Genomic DNA, 15,601 nt, shown 5'->3' with positions numbered 1-15,601 from the left:
CACCTCGTTTCTGTAGGAGCCCGCTTGCTGGCGATGCAAGCGACGCGATGCCGCGGGCGACCTGGGATGTCTCGACGATAGTCCTACACTGAAGGCATACACCTCGGCATCCGTGAGGGGCCATCATGCGCATCTCTCCCAAACTGGCAGCATTCAGCGTGTTCGCCAGCCTCGCCTACCTCGGCCTGGCCATCCTCGGCATCGGCGGGTTCGGCGCCTTCTTCTCCCATCCGGCCTTGTGGGTCATCGCCCTGTCCCTGCTGGTCATGACCGGCGTGGCGCTGTTCAGCGAAGGCAACCTGAGCCCGGGCGAACGCGAGGACCGCGACAACCGCTGGGTACTCGCCGCCTTCGGCCTGCTCGGGCTGTCGCTGGCCTTTCTCCCCGCCTACACCGACCGCCTGCATTTCTGGACCTTCGGCGACGCCGACGTGCGCTGGCTGGGCGTGGTGTTCTTCATTGGCGGCGGCGTGTTGCGGCTGTGGCCGGTGTTCGTGCTGGGCAACCGCTTCAGCGGCCTGGTGGCGATCCAGCCCGGCCACCGCCTGGTGACCACCGGCATCTACGGCATCCTGCGCAACCCGAGCTACCTGGGGCTGCTGATCAATTCCGTGGGCTGGTCCCTGGCTTTTCGCTCCGGGGTCGGGTTGCTGCTGACCGCGTTGATGCTGGTCCCGCTGATCGCCCGCATCCACGCCGAAGAGGCGCTGCTGCGCCAGGCATTCGGCAAGCAATACGACACTTATTGCGCCTACACCTGGCGCCTGGTGCCATGGCTCTACTGAAGGCGTTGGCGAAGGATTTCCCCCGCGCGCGGCCAGGGGCAGCGTTAATTATTTTGTGACACGCCCCTTGGCAGCGGCGGCCAGTCCCGGTAAAACGGTGAACCTCAGTTGCACGATATGTCCGTGAATTCTTGACGAGACCCGCCGGCCGATGACCCCCTTGTGTGCCTTCCCGCACCGCCAGACCAGCGCCGCTGCCCCGTGCAGCCGCCTCGGCCATGGCCTGGGAAAACACCAGGCTCGCGGCCAGGCTCCCGAACACTTCGGGGGCCTGCGATGAAACTGTTGGTCAACCTGCCCATGGCCCTGTGCCGCTCCCGCCTGCGTCATTCCTCGCGCCCTCCGGATCCCTCGCCCGCTGCCTGAACGCGCCGTAACGCGTCCAGCTTCCCAGCCTTGCTTCCTGCCATTGCAACCGGGCCCCGCCGGCGCCGCTGCATGAACCGAACCTGCGCGCCCCTGCGGCGCAAGCGAGACAGAACCATGAATTTTGCAGCCCCTGACGAGGCCCGTAGCTTCCTGGCCGCCCACCCCGATATCGACATGATCGAGCTGTTCATCCTCGACGCCAACGGCGTGCCGCGCGGCAAGCTGTTGCACCGCGAGGAACTGCTGGCGGTGTACGAGAGCGGCCGGCCGCTGCCCAGCACCATCCTCGGCCTGACCCTGCAGGGCGACGACGTGGAGAATTCCGGGCTGGTCTGGGACGTCGGCGATATCGACTGCCGCGCCTACCCCCTGGCCGGCAGCCTGGTGCGCCTGCCGTGGCGGCAGATCCCCACCGCCGCGGTGCAGGTCAGCATGCACCCGCAGGAAGGCCTGCCCGCCAGCATCGCCGACCCGCGCCACCTGCTGATCAAGGTCATCGACCAGCTCAAGGCCGAGGGCTACCACCCGGTCATGGCCTGCGAGCTGGAGTTCTACCTGCTGGACGCCAAGCGCGACGGCAACGGCCGCCCGCAACCGGCGCTGGACGCCGACGGCGGCCGACCGCGCCACACCCAGGTCTACGGCCTGCGCGAACTGGAGCAGATCGAACCCTTCCTCGCCGACCTCTACGCCGCCTGCAAGCTGCAAGGCATTCCGGCGCGCACGGCGATTTCCGAATACGCCCCGGGCCAGGTGGAAATCACCCTGGAACACGGCGACGCCCTGGCCGCCATGGACCAGGCGGTGCGCTACAAACGGCTGGTCAAGGCGGTGGCGCACCGGCACGGGATGCAGGCCACCTTCATGGCCAAGCCCTTCGACGACCTGGCGGGCACCGGCATGCATATGCACGTGAGTATCGCCGACGCCGAGGGCCGCAACCTGTTCGCCTCTGAAGACCCGGCCGGCACCCCGCTGCTGCGCCAGGCGGTGGGCGGCATGCTCGCCTCCCTGCTCGATTCGCTGCTGCTGTTCTGCCCCAACGCCAACTCCTACCGGCGCTTCCAGGCCAACAGCTACGCGCCGCTGGCGCCGACCTGGGGCGTCGACAACCGCACCGTGAGCCTGCGCGTGCCGGGCGGCCCGGCCAACAGCCGGCATATCGAGCACCGCATCTGCGGCGCCGACGCCAACCCCTACCTGGCCGCCGCGGCGATCCTCGCCGGCATTCACCGCGGCCTGCGCGAACAGCTCGACCCGGGCGATCCGGTGCAAGGCAACGGCTACGCCCAGGCCAGCGAATTGCTGCCCACCGACTGGCTGACCTCGCTCACCGCCCTGGAAAATTCGGTCTGGGCCCGCGACGCCCTGGGTCGCGAATTCCTCGGCGTGTACCTGGCGGTCAAGCGCACCGAGTACCGCCAGTTCATGGCCGAAGTCGGCGAACAGGACTGGCGCTGGTACCTGACCCAGGCGTGACGCAGCGGCCGACGCCCGCGCGCCGGCCCGACTCCATCGAATTCGAGAACGACCCATGACAGCCGCATTCAACCCGGTCACACCGGCAGCCGAACGCTGCCCTTCGTACTACAGCGCCACCCTGAACCAGGAAACCCATTACCCGACCCTGCAAGGCAACCATCAGGTCGACGTGGTGATCATCGGCGGCGGTTTCACCGGCGTCGCCAGCGCCGTGGAACTGGCGGAAAAAGGCCTGAAGGTGGCCATCGTCGAAAGCCACAAGATCGGCTGGGGCGCCACCGGGCGCAACGGCGGCCAGGTCACCGGCAGCCTGTCCGGCGACGAGGCCATGCGCAAGCAGATGCGCCGCAGCCTGGGCGACGAAGTCGACGATTTCATCTGGCAACTGCGCTGGCGCGGGCACACGATCATCCAGCAGCGGGTGGAGAAATACGCCATTGCCTGCGACCTCAAGCGCGGCCACCTGCACGCGGCCTACAAGCCCAGCCACCTCGCCGGCCTGCGCGCCGACTACGAAGAAGCGGTGCGCCGCGGCATGGGCGACGAGGTCAGCCTGCTCGACCGGCACCAGCTCGGCGAATTGCTGGAGAGCCCGCTTTACCAGGGCGCGATCAAGAACACCCGCAATCTGCATCTGCACCCGCTGAACCTGTGCATCGGCGAGGCCCGCGCCGCCGAAAGCCTCGGCGCGCTGATCTTCGAGCACAGCGAGGTGCTGCAAATCGTCCACGGCGAACGCCCGGCAGTGATCACCGCCCAGGGCCGCATCGACGCCAGGCAGGTGCTGCTGGCCGGCGACGTGTACCACAAGCTGGAGCCGAAACAGCTCAAGGGCAAGATCTTCCCGGCCATGGGCGGCATCGTCACCACCGCGCCCCTGGGCGACCTGGCCAAGCGCTTGAACCCCCAGGACCTGGCGGTCTACGACTGCCGTTTCGTCCTCGACTATTACCGTATGACCGCCGACGGCCGCCTGCTGTTCGGCGGCGGCGCCAACTACAGCGGCAAGGACTCGCGGGATATCGCCGGCGAACTGCGCCCGTGCATCGAGCGCACCTTCCCGGCGCTCAAGGGCGTGGCCATCGACTTCCAGTGGAGCTGCGCCATGGGCATCGTGATCAACCGCATCCCGCAGCTGGGCAAGCTTTCGGACAACGTCTGGTACTGCCAGGGCTACTCCGGGCACGGCATTGCCACCAGCCACATCATGGGCGAGATCATGGCCCGGGCCATCACCGGGCAGTTGGGCGACTACGACACCTTCGCCGCCTGCCGGCACATCCGCGTGCCCTTCGGCGACCAGCTGGGCAACCCGATGCTGGCGGCGGGCATGTGGTACTACCAGATGCTCGAAAAACTGCGCTGAACCGCCGATTTTTTCGCGAGCAAGCTCGCTCCTACAGAGGCTCGGCAAACCTGTAGGAGCGAGCTTGCTCGCGATCGGCATCGCCGACTGCGTCGTCGTGCGCAGCCTTCGGCAGCGGCTACAAAAACCCGCCCGACGCAAACCTGGTGACGCGCTCTGTCCGGGAACCCCGCGCATCCTTTGCTTCGGCCGCGGCTCGATCCTGTAGCCGCTGGCGCAGCCTGCGTACGGCTGCGCAGCAGACGCAAAACCTGACGGCGCGATCTAACGACCGTGTGCCAGCAGCTACAGCGCATCCTCGAGAATCAGCTCGGCGCCCTTCTCGGCCACCATCAGCACCGCCGCGTGGGTGTTGCCGGAGGTGACGTTGGGGAAGATCGACGCATCGACGATGCGCAACCCGTCGATGCCGTGCACCTTCAGGCGCTTGTCCACCACCGAGGTCTCGACGTCGCCGCCCATGGCGCAGGAGCCGCACAGGTGGTAGATCGAGCCGCTGTTTTCGCGGAAGTACTCCAGCATCTGCGCGTCGCTCTCCACCGCCGGGCCGGGCAGCACTTCGTCCACGGTGATGCCCTTGAGCGCCGGGGCCTGCATGATCTGGCGCATCAGCCGGCTGCCCTGGAGCACCTCGTCGATGTCCTTCTGCGTACTCAGGTAGTTGGGGTCGATCAGCGCCGCGTCCCGCGGGTTCTTCGAGGCGATCTCGATATGCCCGCGGCTGGTCGGCCGGCACGGGTTGAAACACAGCAGGAAGCCTGAATACGGCTCGGGCTTGAGGCTGGCCTTGTTGCTCTTGGGAATCTGGTACGACAGCGGGTTGAAGTACAGCTGCAAGTTGGGGTGGGCCTGCTCGGCGTCGCCGCGAAAGAAGCCGCCAGCCTGGTTGACGCTCATGGCCAGCGCGCCCTTGCGCGTCAGCAGGTACTGCAACCCCAGCTTGAGCTGGCCGAACAGCGAGCTGAGCTGGTCGTTGAGGGTCGGGATATTGGCCTTGTAGTAGTAGCTGACACACAGGTGGTCCTGCAGGTTGCGGCCCACCGCCGGCAGGTGCCGAACCAGCGGAATCCGGTGCTTGGCCAGCAGCTCGCGGTCGGCCACCCCGGACAGTTGCAGGATCTTCGGCGTGTCCACCGCGCCGGCGCAGAGGATCACTTCCTTACGCGCGGTGAAGGTGCGGGTCACGCCATGCTGGGTCACGCTGATGCCGGTGGCGCGCTGTTGCAGGTCGTCGAACAGCACCCGGTCGACCAGGGCGTGATGCTCGACGGTCAGGTTCGGCCGGCCCAGCGCCGGGTGCAGGTGGGCGAAACTGCTGGAGCAGCGCTGGCCGTTGCGGGTGTTGACGTCGTAGACCCCCGCGCCCTCGAAACGCGGCCCGTTGAAATCCTCGCTCAGGGGATAGCCCAGTTCTTCGCAGCCCTTGAGGAACACATCGCAGATCGGGTGGGTCTGGCCCTTCATCGGGGTGATGCTGATCGGTCCGCTGGCGCCGTGGTACTCGGTGTCGCCCACGGGGTGGCTCTCCAGCTTGCGAAAGTACGGCAGCACCTCCTTGAAGCTCCAGCCGTCGTTGCCGCCCGCCGCCCAGTCGTCGAAGTCATGGGCCTGGCCGCGCACGTAGATCATTGCGTTGATCGAGCCGGAACCGCCCTGCACCTTGCCCCGCGGCGCGTAGAGGGCGCGATTGTGCAGGTGCTTCTGCGGCTGGCTGTAGTACATCCAGTTGAAGGTCGGGTTGTAGTACATCTTGGCGAAACCCACCGGGATCTTGAACCAGAACGATGAGTCCTTGCCGCCCGCCTCCAGCAGCAGCACCGAGTAGTGCCCCGAGGCGGACAACCGGTTGGCGAGGATGCAGCCCGCGGCGCCAGCGCCGGCGATGATGTAGTCGTATGTCATGCAGGGTTACCGCGTCAGTCGTATTGAAGGCCGCCGCCCGCGGCGGCCCATGCCCCGCCTGTCGCCAGGCGGGAACTCATCAGCCCTTGGCCGGCGACGTGTCTTTCACGTCGGCCGGGGTCGCGGCCATTTGCAGGTGCAGGCGCGCGCCGGTGTACGGCGAATGCCGGCGCACCACGTCCATGTTCAGCTCCACCCCCAGGCCCGGTTCGGAGGACGGGATGATGTAGCCGTCCTCCCATTGCAGGGGCTTGGTCAGTACTTCGGCGTGGAAACCGCCCCAGGTCTCGATGCTTTCCTGGATCAAGAAATTCGGCGTGCAGGTGGCCAGCTGGAAGCTCGCCGCGGCGCCGATCGGCCCGTTGTACAGGTGCGGGGCGATCTGCGCGTAGTAGGCCTCGGCCATGCTGGCGATCTTCTTGGCCTCCAGCAGGCCGCCGCAGCGCGCCACGTTCATCTGCAGGATCGACGCGCCGCCGGCCTGCAGCAGCTTGAAGAACTCGTACTTGGTGGTCAGGCGCTCGCCGGTGGCGATCGGAATGCTGGTCTTGGCCGCCACTTGCGCCATGGCCTCTTCCTGGCCCGGCGGCACCGGTTCCTCGAACCACAGCGGGTCGTATTTTTCCAGGCGCTTGGCCAGGCGAATGGCCGAGGACGGCACCATCTGCCCGTGGGTGCCGAACAGCAGGTCGCATTTATTGCCCACCGCTTCGCGGATCTTGCGGCAGAAGGTTTCGCAGCGCTCCAGCACTTCCAGGGAAACCTGGTGCCCCGAATAAGCGGTGTAAGGCCCGGCCGGGTCGAACTTGAGGGCGGTGAAGCCCTTGTTCATGTTCTCCACCGCGCATTCGGCGGCCAGGTCCGGGTCGTCGTAGTTGTATTCGCCGTCGCTGCCCTTCGGGTACAGGTAGGTGTAGGAACGCAGCCGTTCGTGGACCTTGCCCCCCAGCAACTCGTAGACCGGCTTGTTCGCCGCCTTGCCGATGATGTCCCAGCAGGCCATCTCCAGGCCGCTGACCACGCCCATCATGGTCAGGTCGGGGCGCTGGGTGAAACCGCTGGAGTAGGCCTGGCGGAAGAAGCGCTCGATGTGGTGCGGGTCCTGGTCCAGCAGGTAGCGCTCGAACACGTCCTCGATGATCGGCAGCATGGCCTTGGGGCCGAAGGTGGCGGCGTAGATCTCGCCGACGCCCTCGATGCCGCAGGCGGTCCTGAGCTTGACGAACAGCCAGTACATGCCGCCGATATGCGGCGGTGGTACGGCGACGATATGGGTTTCCAGGGCAATGATTTTCATGTCAGGCACCAGTTGTCTTCGAGGATGTGCGATTGATTCGGGCACGCAGGACCACGGCGGCCAGGGTGCCGATCAGACCGATGGAGGCGATATAGCCGAAGTAGAGCTTGTAGCCGAGGGCCCCGGGGAAATGTTCGGTGAGGTAGCCGTTGATCAACGGAATAAACGCATCCGGCATGTAGCCGACCACCGAGACGATGCCGATGGCCAGGCCCGTGATGCGCAGCGGGATGTCGCAGGTGTCGAGGATCGCCCAGTACAGACCGCGAATCGCGTAGGTCATCAGGCCAATGAAAATCACCGTGGCAATCAGCAGCCCCATGCTGTTGAGCGCCGGGAAGACGATCAGGCCGACAATCGCCAGGCTTGCCAGCAACAGCGCGACGATCAGCACCGAGATGTTCGAGAACTTGTCCCCCAACCAGCCGCCACCGATGCCGCCGATGGGGCGCATCCACAACTTGATGGTGGTGATGGTGCCGGCCATGACGGCGGTCAGGCCGCTGCCTTGCAGGTAGTCGGAGAAGCTGTAGGTGGCCCAGAAGATGTGGTAGCCGCAAAACACGATCGCGGTGACCAGCCACAGCTCGGGAATCTTCACCAGCGTCGCCAGATCCGTGAGCAGGTTGAACTTGCCCTTCTCCACCGGCGGCGTGTCCTCCATCGACTTCGGGTCCTTGATCAGCACCAGCACGCAGCCGATGGCGATACAGGTGAAGGCGTAGAGATAGACCACGTGACGGAAGCCTTCGGCGGTGGACTCGCCGCGGGTTTCGGTGGCAAAGGCGAACAACGCCAGCGCAACCGTCGCCAGCAGCGCCTCGACCAGGCCGCGCCCGCCGTCGAGGATGCCGAAGAACCGTCCCTGCTCAGTGTGATGGGCGATCATCTTCACGCGCTTGAGCACCGAGGCCCAGAAGGTCAGGCCGGTGGTCAGGCCCCAGCAACCGAAGATGACCATCAGGCCGCTCATGGACGGCGCGGTGGAGTACCACAGGCCGAGGACGCCGGTGGCCACCAGCGAGAAGAAAATCAGGAAGCGCGGCGCGATGCGGTCCGCCAGCCAGCCGCTGGGCAGGTAGCTGAGCAGGAAGATCGTACCGAGCATGGAATACAGGTAGCCCAGCTCGCTGTGGCTGATCTGGAACACCTCGAGCATGGTGGTCTGGTAGACCTGGCGCAGGTAGAGGATCGGGTAGATCGCCCCGGCCGCCAGGACCAGCAGCATCAGTTGGAAATAGCGACTTCCCTTGTCGCTCTTGCCGTCGGCAAGCGAGGTGGAACCCTGGACAGCGGCAGCGTGCTTGGACATGGACGAGACCTCGGGCCACCCGGTATTCCGGGCGCCCTGATAATTGTTTTTATAGGAGGAGGAGCAGCGGCAAGCTACAAGCGGCAAGAATGACCGAGGCGCCTTTGCTTGCCGCTTGAAGCTTGGAGCTTGGAGCTGTTTTCAGTACTTCATCACCACCAATCGGGTCTGGGTGAACTCGAGCATGCCGTGCTTGCCGTCGTCGCCGCCCAGGCCCGAACGCTTCCAGCCGGCGTGATAACCCTGGTACGGGTCGGCCGGGGTGCGATTGACGTACAGCTCGCCGGCCTCGATGGCATTGGCGACCTTCATCGCGGTGCGGTAGCTCTCGCTGTAGAGCACCGACGACAGGCCGAACTGATGGTCGTTGGCCAGGGCCAGCGCCTCGTCGATGTCGCGGTACTGCAGCACCGGCAACACCGGGCCGAAGATTTCCTCCTGGACGATTTCCATGTCCTGGCGGCAGCCGCTGAGCAGGGTCGGCGGGTAGAAATGCCCCGGCCCCTCGGGCAGCACGCCGCCGGTTTCCAGGACCGCGCCGGCGGCGACCGCGCGCTGCACCATGGCGTGGATGTTCTGCTGCGCCGCGGCGTTGACCAGCGGGCCCATCAGGCTCGCGTCGCCGGCGCGGTCGCCGAAGCGCACCGCGGCGATCTTCGCCTTGAGCAGCGCCAGGAAGCGCTCGTGCACGCTGGCGTGCACATAGACCCGCTCCACCGCCGTGCACAGCTGGCCGCAGTGGGTGGTCTTGGAAGCGACGATATCGCTGGCGGCCTTTTCCAGGTCGGCATCGGCCTCGACGATCGCCGGGGTCTTGCCGCCCAGTTCCAGGGACGGCTTGGCGATATTGGCCTTGCAGTAATCGAGCACGATGCGCCCGGCGTTGACGCTGCCGGTCAGGGTGATCAGCCCCACCGCCTGGTGGGTGCAGACGCTGGCGGCGGTGGCGTGGTCCATGGTCAGGATGTTCAGCACGCCCGCCGGCAGGCCGGCCTGTTGCGCCGCCCGGGCAATCTCGAAGGCCGAGGTCGGGGTGTTGTTGCTCGGCCGCACGACCACGGTATTGCCGGCGATCAGCGCCGGGGCGACCTTGCGCAGCAGGGTGTAGACCGGGTAGTTGAACGGGATCAGGCAGGCCACCACGCCGATCGGCTCTCGGTGCAGGAACAGGTTTTCGTCCGGGCTGTCGCTGGGGATGATCTCGCCTTCGATACGCCGCGCCCACTCGGCGTGGTAGCGGGTGATCTGCGCCGCGTAACGGGCTTCGTTACTGGCGTCGCCCAGGCTCTTGCCGGACTCGGCGGCCAACGCCGCGCCGATCGACTCTGCCCGTGCTTCCAAGGCATCGGCGAAGGCCCGCAGGTGCTCGGCGCGCTCGATGCTGGTGAGTTTGCCCCAGGTTTTCTGCGCCTGGGCGGCGGCGTCGACGGCGGCGATGGCCTCCTCGGCGGTGGCGGCGCTGACCTGGCCGATCAAGGCTTCGCTGGCCGGGTCATGGACCGCGATCAGGGCCGGGCTGGCCGGTTCGATAAAGTGCCCGTTAACAAAATTTCGCTCGAGTCGCATGGCAGTTGCCCATCGTCGTTGCATGAATGGCCGAGCGGCCCGGAGGCGATCCGGGCCGCCCCTGTTAAAGAGTCTGGAGTGCGTTGGCGGACCGGGTCGAACGCGCCGACGAACGCCCGCGGCGGGCAGCGCCCAGGCCTGGCGGTGGCGGAATTAGTGCGCAGAAACGATCGACGGCGGCCAGGGATGGCATGGCGTGGCACTCAAGGTTGTTGTTATGTGAGTGCCAGCAGTCTTGCCATCCGCCGCGAGGACGACAAACGATTAATTGCGCGGACAAACGTGCGAAAAACGCATGTTAGTCACGGTAGGGGTTCCTGCTAGCCGGGCGGCGCCGGCATCGCGAGCGAGCTCGCGCCTACAGGGGCGATAAGCCTCAAATCGCCGCGGTAGACGGCTCCAACTGGCGTTGCGCCAGCCAGATCTCTTCCTGCAACCACTGGCCGAACACCTGCAACTGCGGCGCCTGGGTCTGTTCCGGGCGGGTCACCAGCCAATAGGACTGGTGCCCTTCCACGTGCACGTTGAGCACCTGGGTCAACTGCCCGCTGGCCAGTTCCCGGGCCACCATGTGCCAGTCGGCGATGGTGATGCCCAGGCCGTCGGTGGCCGCGCGGATCGCCAGGTCCAGCAGGTCGAATTCGTAGCCGCCCTGGGTGTCGACGCCGCTGATGCGCGCCGCGTCCAGCCAGTGTTTCCAGGTCAGGTAGCGCTGGTCTTCGCTGGCCAGCACATGCAGCAGGGTCATGCGGTTCAGGTCGATGCCGTGCTCGCTCGACTCGCGGGCATACAGCGACGGCGCGCAGACCGCGATATGCCGCTCCTGGAACAGCAGCGAGCTGTCCAGCCCATCCCACTCGCCGTTGCCGAAACGGATGGCGCAGTCCAGGGTGCCGGTTTGCGCCAGGCTGTCCTGCAAGCGCGTGGTGATGCTCAGTTCCAGCTCCGGGTGCTGTTCGCGCAGGCGCCCCAGGCGCGGCATCAGCCAACGGCGGGTGAAGGTCGGCGGCGCGTTGAGGTGCAGGCGGTTGGCGTGGGACTTCTGCTGGATGCTGCGCACCGTCAGCTCGATCTTGTCGAACGACTGGTGCAACGCCCGCAGCAGCACCCGGCCGGCGCTGGTCAGTTCCAGGTGATGGTGGCGGCGCTCCAGCAAACTTTCGCCCAGCTGCTCCTCGAGCTGGCGCACCTGGCGGCTGACCGCGCTCTGGGTGACGTTGAGCAGTTCGGCGGCGCGGGTGAAGCTGCCGGTGCTCCCGGCGACCTCGAAGGCTTTGAGGGCATTGAGGCCGGGCATTCTGCGTTTCATGGCGGGACTCGAGAACAGCTGACGAGGCGCCAAGCATCCCACGGCCGCTGGCGCCGCTTCTACAGGCACAGCAACTTTTTCAACGAGTAACCTGCATTTGAGGAAGGTTTGCCCGACCAAATAATCGTTTGTCGATCCGGCGCGCGCTGGCAAGACTGCCGGCATCTCACATAACAATAAACGAGAGCCGCCCCATGCCCCGCATCGCTTCGTTGCGCCTGCCATCCGTCTGCCTGCTGTCCCTGTCCACCCTCGCCGCGCCGGCCATGGCGATCCAGGTCACCGATAACCTCGACCTCGGCGGCGCGGTTCGCGCGCGCTGGGACTACGACCCGGACCGCGACATCCAGAAGTTCGGCCTGGACACGGTGTTCCTCAGCGCCAAGTACAACTCCGACACCTGGATAGGCGAAGCCCAATACCGCTTCTACGGACGCTCCTACCCCTACCAGTACACCCAGGACTACGGCGATATCCAGTTCGCCAAGTTCGCCTGGCTGGGCTACAAGTTCAGCCCCGAACGCCAGGTCCAGGTGGGCCTGAACACGGTGCCGTTCGGCTTGCAGCCGTACTTCGGCAGCACCTTCTACGAAACCCTGGGCAACGTCATCGGCCTGGAAGACGTGCAGCAGGTCGGCGCCAAATACATCCAGCAACACGGCGACTGGAACTTGCAGGCCGGCTATTACCTGCGCCCGGCGTGGCAGGGCAAAGGCACCAGCAAGGGCGTGACCTACTCCAGCGTGGTGTCCGGGGCCGACAGCTACGTGGCCGACGGCAGCGACAACCAGGAACGCAACACCGTGGTGCTGCGGCTGGCCAAGGCCCTGGACCTGGGGCCGTGGAAATCCGAGGTGGGGATCTCCGGCCTGACCTCGACCCTGGAGAACAAGGACACCGACCACGACGGCCGGCGCAATGCCGTGGCCGTGCACTACCTGGGCAAGAACGGCCCGTGGGGCGTGCAGTTGCAGGCGGCGCGCCAGCAGATGTCGCCGCGCAACGCCGGCAGCGACGAAGTGGTGACCCTCGGCGGCTACGACGGCACCTACAACGTCGCCAGCCGCGGCAACCTCTACGTCGCCGACCTGAGCTACGACGTCGCCGGCAAATACCTGTTCGACCAGCTCAGCGGCATCAAGCTGTACGCCAACTACAGCGCCTTCGACAAATCCGCCGAGGCGTTCAAGACCTCGCAGCGGCTGATCCTCGGCAGCTCGTTCTCCCTGAGCAAACTGTGGATCGCCAGCGAATGGCTGATCGGCAAGAACGACCCCTACATCGGCGGCAGCAGCTACACCCAGAGCCTGGGCGCCGGTGGCAGCGACCAGTGGGAAAACCAGTTGTACGTGAATATCGGGTATTACTTCTGATCTGCCTCGGGCGGTCTTGGGGCCGCCATCGCGAGCAAGCTCGCTCCTACAAAGAGCCGCTCACCGCTGCCCGGTAGGAGCCAGCTGGCTGGCGATCAAGGCAACGCGGTCCACCCGGCGAACCAGTTCGCTCCTGCCCAAGCCGCTCGGCGCCCTGCCGGCGGTCGCGTTTTATCCGCGCAAACACTTGCAGGCCCAAGGCCCAAGGCGTCAGATTGACGGACCCGGATTCATGATCCAAAAACAACAATAAATCTGCTCCCCTGTCCCTGGCTCTTTGCCTGCAAAGACCGCTGACACCGGCGCAGCGGAGTCATCCTCTCATGCGTCAACTGCCCGCCCTGAATATGCTGCGCGTCTTCGAGGAAGTCGCCCGGCATCGCAGTTTCAGCCAGGCGGCCCTGGGCCTGAACGTGACCCAGGGCGCCGTCAGCCGCCAGATCAAGCAACTGGAAGACTACCTGGGCCTCGCCCTCTTCGTGCGGACCCCGCGCGGTCTGGCGCTGACCGAAGCCGGCACGGCGCTGTCGCCGCAACTGGGGGCGGCCTTCGACCATATCGAGCAGGCCCTGGAGGCGGTGCGCGTGCCCAACCTGCGCCAGCGCCTGCGCATCGTCGCGCCGCCGACCTGGGCCACCCGCTGGCTGTCGGCGCAGTTGCGGCACTTCTGCCAGCGCTACCCGGACCTCAACCTCAGCGTGACCCACCAGAACAGCCACGACAGCCTGGCCGAAGTCGACTGCCAGGTGCGCTTCGGCCTGGAGCCGGCCGGCCATTGTTCGAGCCAGTTGCTGGTGATGGAGCGGCATATCGCCGTGGCCAGCCCGGAGCTGTTCGTCGACGGCCAGGCGCCAGACCTGCGGCGTTTTCCACTGCTGCATATCCTGCACGACGGCAAGCGCCTGAAGGTCTGGGAGAACTGGCTGGCGGCCATGGGCCGCGACGACGTGGACGCGAGCCAGGGCCTGGAATTCAGCACCCTGGACCAGGTGATCCATACCGCCCTGGCCGGCGGCGGCCTGGCGGTGATCGACCGGCAGATGATCGAGCGCGAACTGGCCAACGGCAGCCTGCTGCCGATCACCCCGGTGGAAGTGCTCGGCCCCTACGGCTACTGGCTGGACGTGGCCAACGACAAGCAGGGCCTGTCGAAGGTGCGGCTGTTCACCGACTGGTTGCGGCAGGTGAGCAACCCGTAGCGCGTGGTTGGCACCACGGGCGCTATCGCGAGCAAGCTCGCTCCTACAGGGGCCTGCGCGCTTCTGTAGGAGCGAGCTTGCTCGCGATGGGAGCGCAGCTCCCGGCTTAGATCGACGCCGCGACCTTGCGCGTCACCGACGCCGCGGCGCCCTCTTCAGCCCCCTCTTTCAAGCCCTGCACCTTGCACGCCTGGCTCAGGGTCAAGGCCTTGGTTTCCGGGGCCCAGGCCCAGGAGATCAACGCCCCCAGCGCGAGGATCGCGGCGAGGATGCCCATGGTCGGGCTGAGGCCGATCCCGGCCACGCTGACCGGCAGCAGGAAGGTACTGATGGCCGAGCCGAGCCGGCTGACCGCGGTGGCCAGGCCGATACCGCTGGCGCGCACCTCGGTGGGGAAACTCTCGGCCGGGAACACCCCCACCAGGTTGCTCACCGCCGACAGCACCAGGGTGAACAGCCCGAACACCAGGACCATCAGCCAGGCCGCGCTGCCCGGCAACACCGCCAGCAGGAACAGCGCCACCGCCAGGATGACGAACGAGTTGATCAGGAAACCGCGGCGGGAAAACTTCACCGTGCACCAGATGCCGATCAGCGCGCCGAGGATCAACAGCAGGTTGAGCATCAGCTCGGTGCCGAAGCCTTCAGCCAGGCCCATTTTCTGCAGGATCGACGGCAGGAAGGTGTAGATGGCGAAGTACGGCATGACGATGCAGACGAAGAACAGGCAGTTGAACGCCGTGCGCTTGCGGTACTCGCGGCTGAACAGCACCGCGTAGCCGGAACGGTTGTCGCCGGACGGCTCCTCGTCCAGCACCACGTTGGCCCCCAGGTACTTCTTGACCACCGCCCGGGCCTCGGCGACCCGGCCCTGGTTGACCAGCCAGCGCGGCGACTCGGGGGTGCCGATGCGGGCGATCAGGATCAGCCCGGCGGGGATCGCCGACGAGGCCAGCATCCAGCGCCAGGCGTCGTCGCCCAGGCCGAGCATGGCGGTGCCGACAAAGGTCGCCGCCACATAGCCGAAGGTCCAGATCACGCTGAACGAACCGAGCAGCACGCCGCGGTGCTTCTTCGGCGCGAACTCGGCGAGCATCGCGTGGCCGACGCTGAAATCGCCGCCCAGGCCGATGCCGATCAGGATCCGGCACAACAGCAAGGCCATGGCGCTCTGCACGTAGAACTGCATGACCGAGGCCAGGGTGATCAGCACGAAGCTGATCAGGAAGATTTTCTGCCGCCCCAGGCGGTCGGAAATCCAGCCGAAGAACAGGCTGCCGAGAAACAGCCCGATCAGCGCCGAGGCGCCGATCAGCCCCTGCCAGAACGCATCGAGCTGCATCTGCGGGCTGAGCAGGGTGAAGGCGATGCCGATCAGGCCGAGGATATAGCCGTCGGTGAAATGCGCGCCGAAGGTCAGGCCGGCGATCTTCAAGTGAAACCGGCCGATGGGCAGGTCGTCGATCTTGACGGATTGGGTGGTCATGTTCGTCTCCGATTATTGTTCTTGAAAGAGAGATGAAACCGGGCGCCCATCCTGTAGGAGCAGCCGGTCGACGCTCGATTGCTCGCGATAAATCGTCAACGATAACGTGGAGCACCTGAAGAACTGCGGCGCTCTTGCGTTCATCGCGAGCAAGC

The 15,601-nt window shown here is 66.0% G+C and carries 11 protein-coding genes; 5 read left to right on the top strand and 6 right to left on the bottom strand.

What is annotated here, in order from left to right; translation table 11 throughout:
• Window positions 1-125: 125 nt before the first annotated feature.
• The 3 genes from BTN82_RS11230 (at window position 126) to BTN82_RS11220 (ending at window position 4,002) form a co-directional block, all read left to right on the top strand.
• Entirely contained in the window at window positions 126-785 is a 660-nt protein-coding gene (locus BTN82_RS11230; protein ID WP_075119189.1) for a methyltransferase family protein, read from the top strand.
• Window positions 786-1,268: 483 nt separating this feature from the next.
• Window positions 1,269-2,633, top strand: a complete 1,365-nt coding sequence (locus BTN82_RS11225; protein WP_075119188.1) for a glutamine synthetase family protein — start codon at window positions 1,269-1,271, stop codon at window positions 2,631-2,633.
• Between the two features lie 55 nt (window positions 2,634-2,688).
• The gene (locus tag BTN82_RS11220; protein WP_075119187.1) at window positions 2,689-4,002 is read left to right on the top strand and encodes an NAD(P)/FAD-dependent oxidoreductase; all 1,314 of its coding nucleotides are present in this window, start codon (window positions 2,689-2,691) and stop codon (window positions 4,000-4,002) included.
• Window positions 4,003-4,287: 285 nt separating this feature from the next.
• Here the strand turns inward: BTN82_RS11220 and BTN82_RS11215 are convergent, their stop codons facing one another.
• The 5 genes from BTN82_RS11215 to BTN82_RS11195 all read right to left on the bottom strand — a co-directional run bounded on the left by BTN82_RS11215 (window position 4,288) and on the right by BTN82_RS11195 (window position 11,388).
• Complete coding sequence (locus BTN82_RS11215; protein WP_075119186.1) at window positions 4,288-5,904, bottom strand: GMC family oxidoreductase; 1,617 nt, start codon at window positions 5,902-5,904, stop codon at window positions 4,288-4,290.
• Window positions 5,905-5,983: 79 nt separating this feature from the next.
• Entirely contained in the window at window positions 5,984-7,201 is a 1,218-nt protein-coding gene (locus BTN82_RS11210; protein ID WP_075119185.1) for a mandelate racemase/muconate lactonizing enzyme family protein, read from the bottom strand.
• 1 nt (window position 7,202) lies between these two features.
• Window positions 7,203-8,513 carry an MFS transporter gene (locus BTN82_RS11205; protein ID WP_075119184.1) on the bottom strand — a complete coding sequence of 437 codons (1,311 nt, stop codon included), beginning with the start codon at window positions 8,511-8,513 and terminating at the stop codon, window positions 7,203-7,205.
• Between the two features lie 141 nt (window positions 8,514-8,654).
• Window positions 8,655-10,079, bottom strand: a complete 1,425-nt coding sequence (gene aldA, locus BTN82_RS11200; protein ID WP_075119183.1) for an aldehyde dehydrogenase — start codon at window positions 10,077-10,079, stop codon at window positions 8,655-8,657.
• A 376-nt stretch (window positions 10,080-10,455) separates the two neighbouring features.
• Window positions 10,456-11,388 (bottom strand): LysR substrate-binding domain-containing protein, encoded by a 933-nt coding sequence (locus BTN82_RS11195; protein WP_075119182.1) that lies wholly within the window; start codon window positions 11,386-11,388, stop codon window positions 10,456-10,458.
• A gap of 194 nt (window positions 11,389-11,582) precedes the next feature.
• Between BTN82_RS11195 and BTN82_RS11190 the strand changes: the two genes are divergently transcribed.
• Together BTN82_RS11190 and BTN82_RS11185 are read left to right on the top strand one after the other, a co-directional pair.
• The gene (locus tag BTN82_RS11190) at window positions 11,583-12,761 is read left to right on the top strand and encodes a hypothetical protein (protein ID WP_075119181.1); all 1,179 of its coding nucleotides are present in this window, start codon (window positions 11,583-11,585) and stop codon (window positions 12,759-12,761) included.
• A gap of 323 nt (window positions 12,762-13,084) precedes the next feature.
• Window positions 13,085-13,960, top strand: coding sequence for a LysR substrate-binding domain-containing protein (locus BTN82_RS11185; RefSeq protein WP_075119180.1), 876 nt, complete (start codon window positions 13,085-13,087; stop codon window positions 13,958-13,960).
• Between the two features lie 106 nt (window positions 13,961-14,066).
• Here the strand turns inward: BTN82_RS11185 and BTN82_RS11180 are convergent, their stop codons facing one another.
• Window positions 14,067-15,446: an MFS transporter gene (locus BTN82_RS11180; protein ID WP_075119179.1), complete on the bottom strand. Its 1,380-nt coding sequence runs from the start codon at window positions 15,444-15,446 to the stop codon at window positions 14,067-14,069.
• Between the last annotated feature and the right edge of the window lie 155 nt (window positions 15,447-15,601).

Origin of the sequence: Pseudomonas chlororaphis (assembly GCF_001921865.1) — a bacterium.
Lineage (GTDB): Bacteria > Pseudomonadota > Gammaproteobacteria > Pseudomonadales > Pseudomonadaceae > Aquipseudomonas > Aquipseudomonas chlororaphis_D.
The sequence above is the reverse complement of the archived record's forward strand: the minus strand, read 5'-3'. Positions and strand labels throughout refer to the sequence as shown.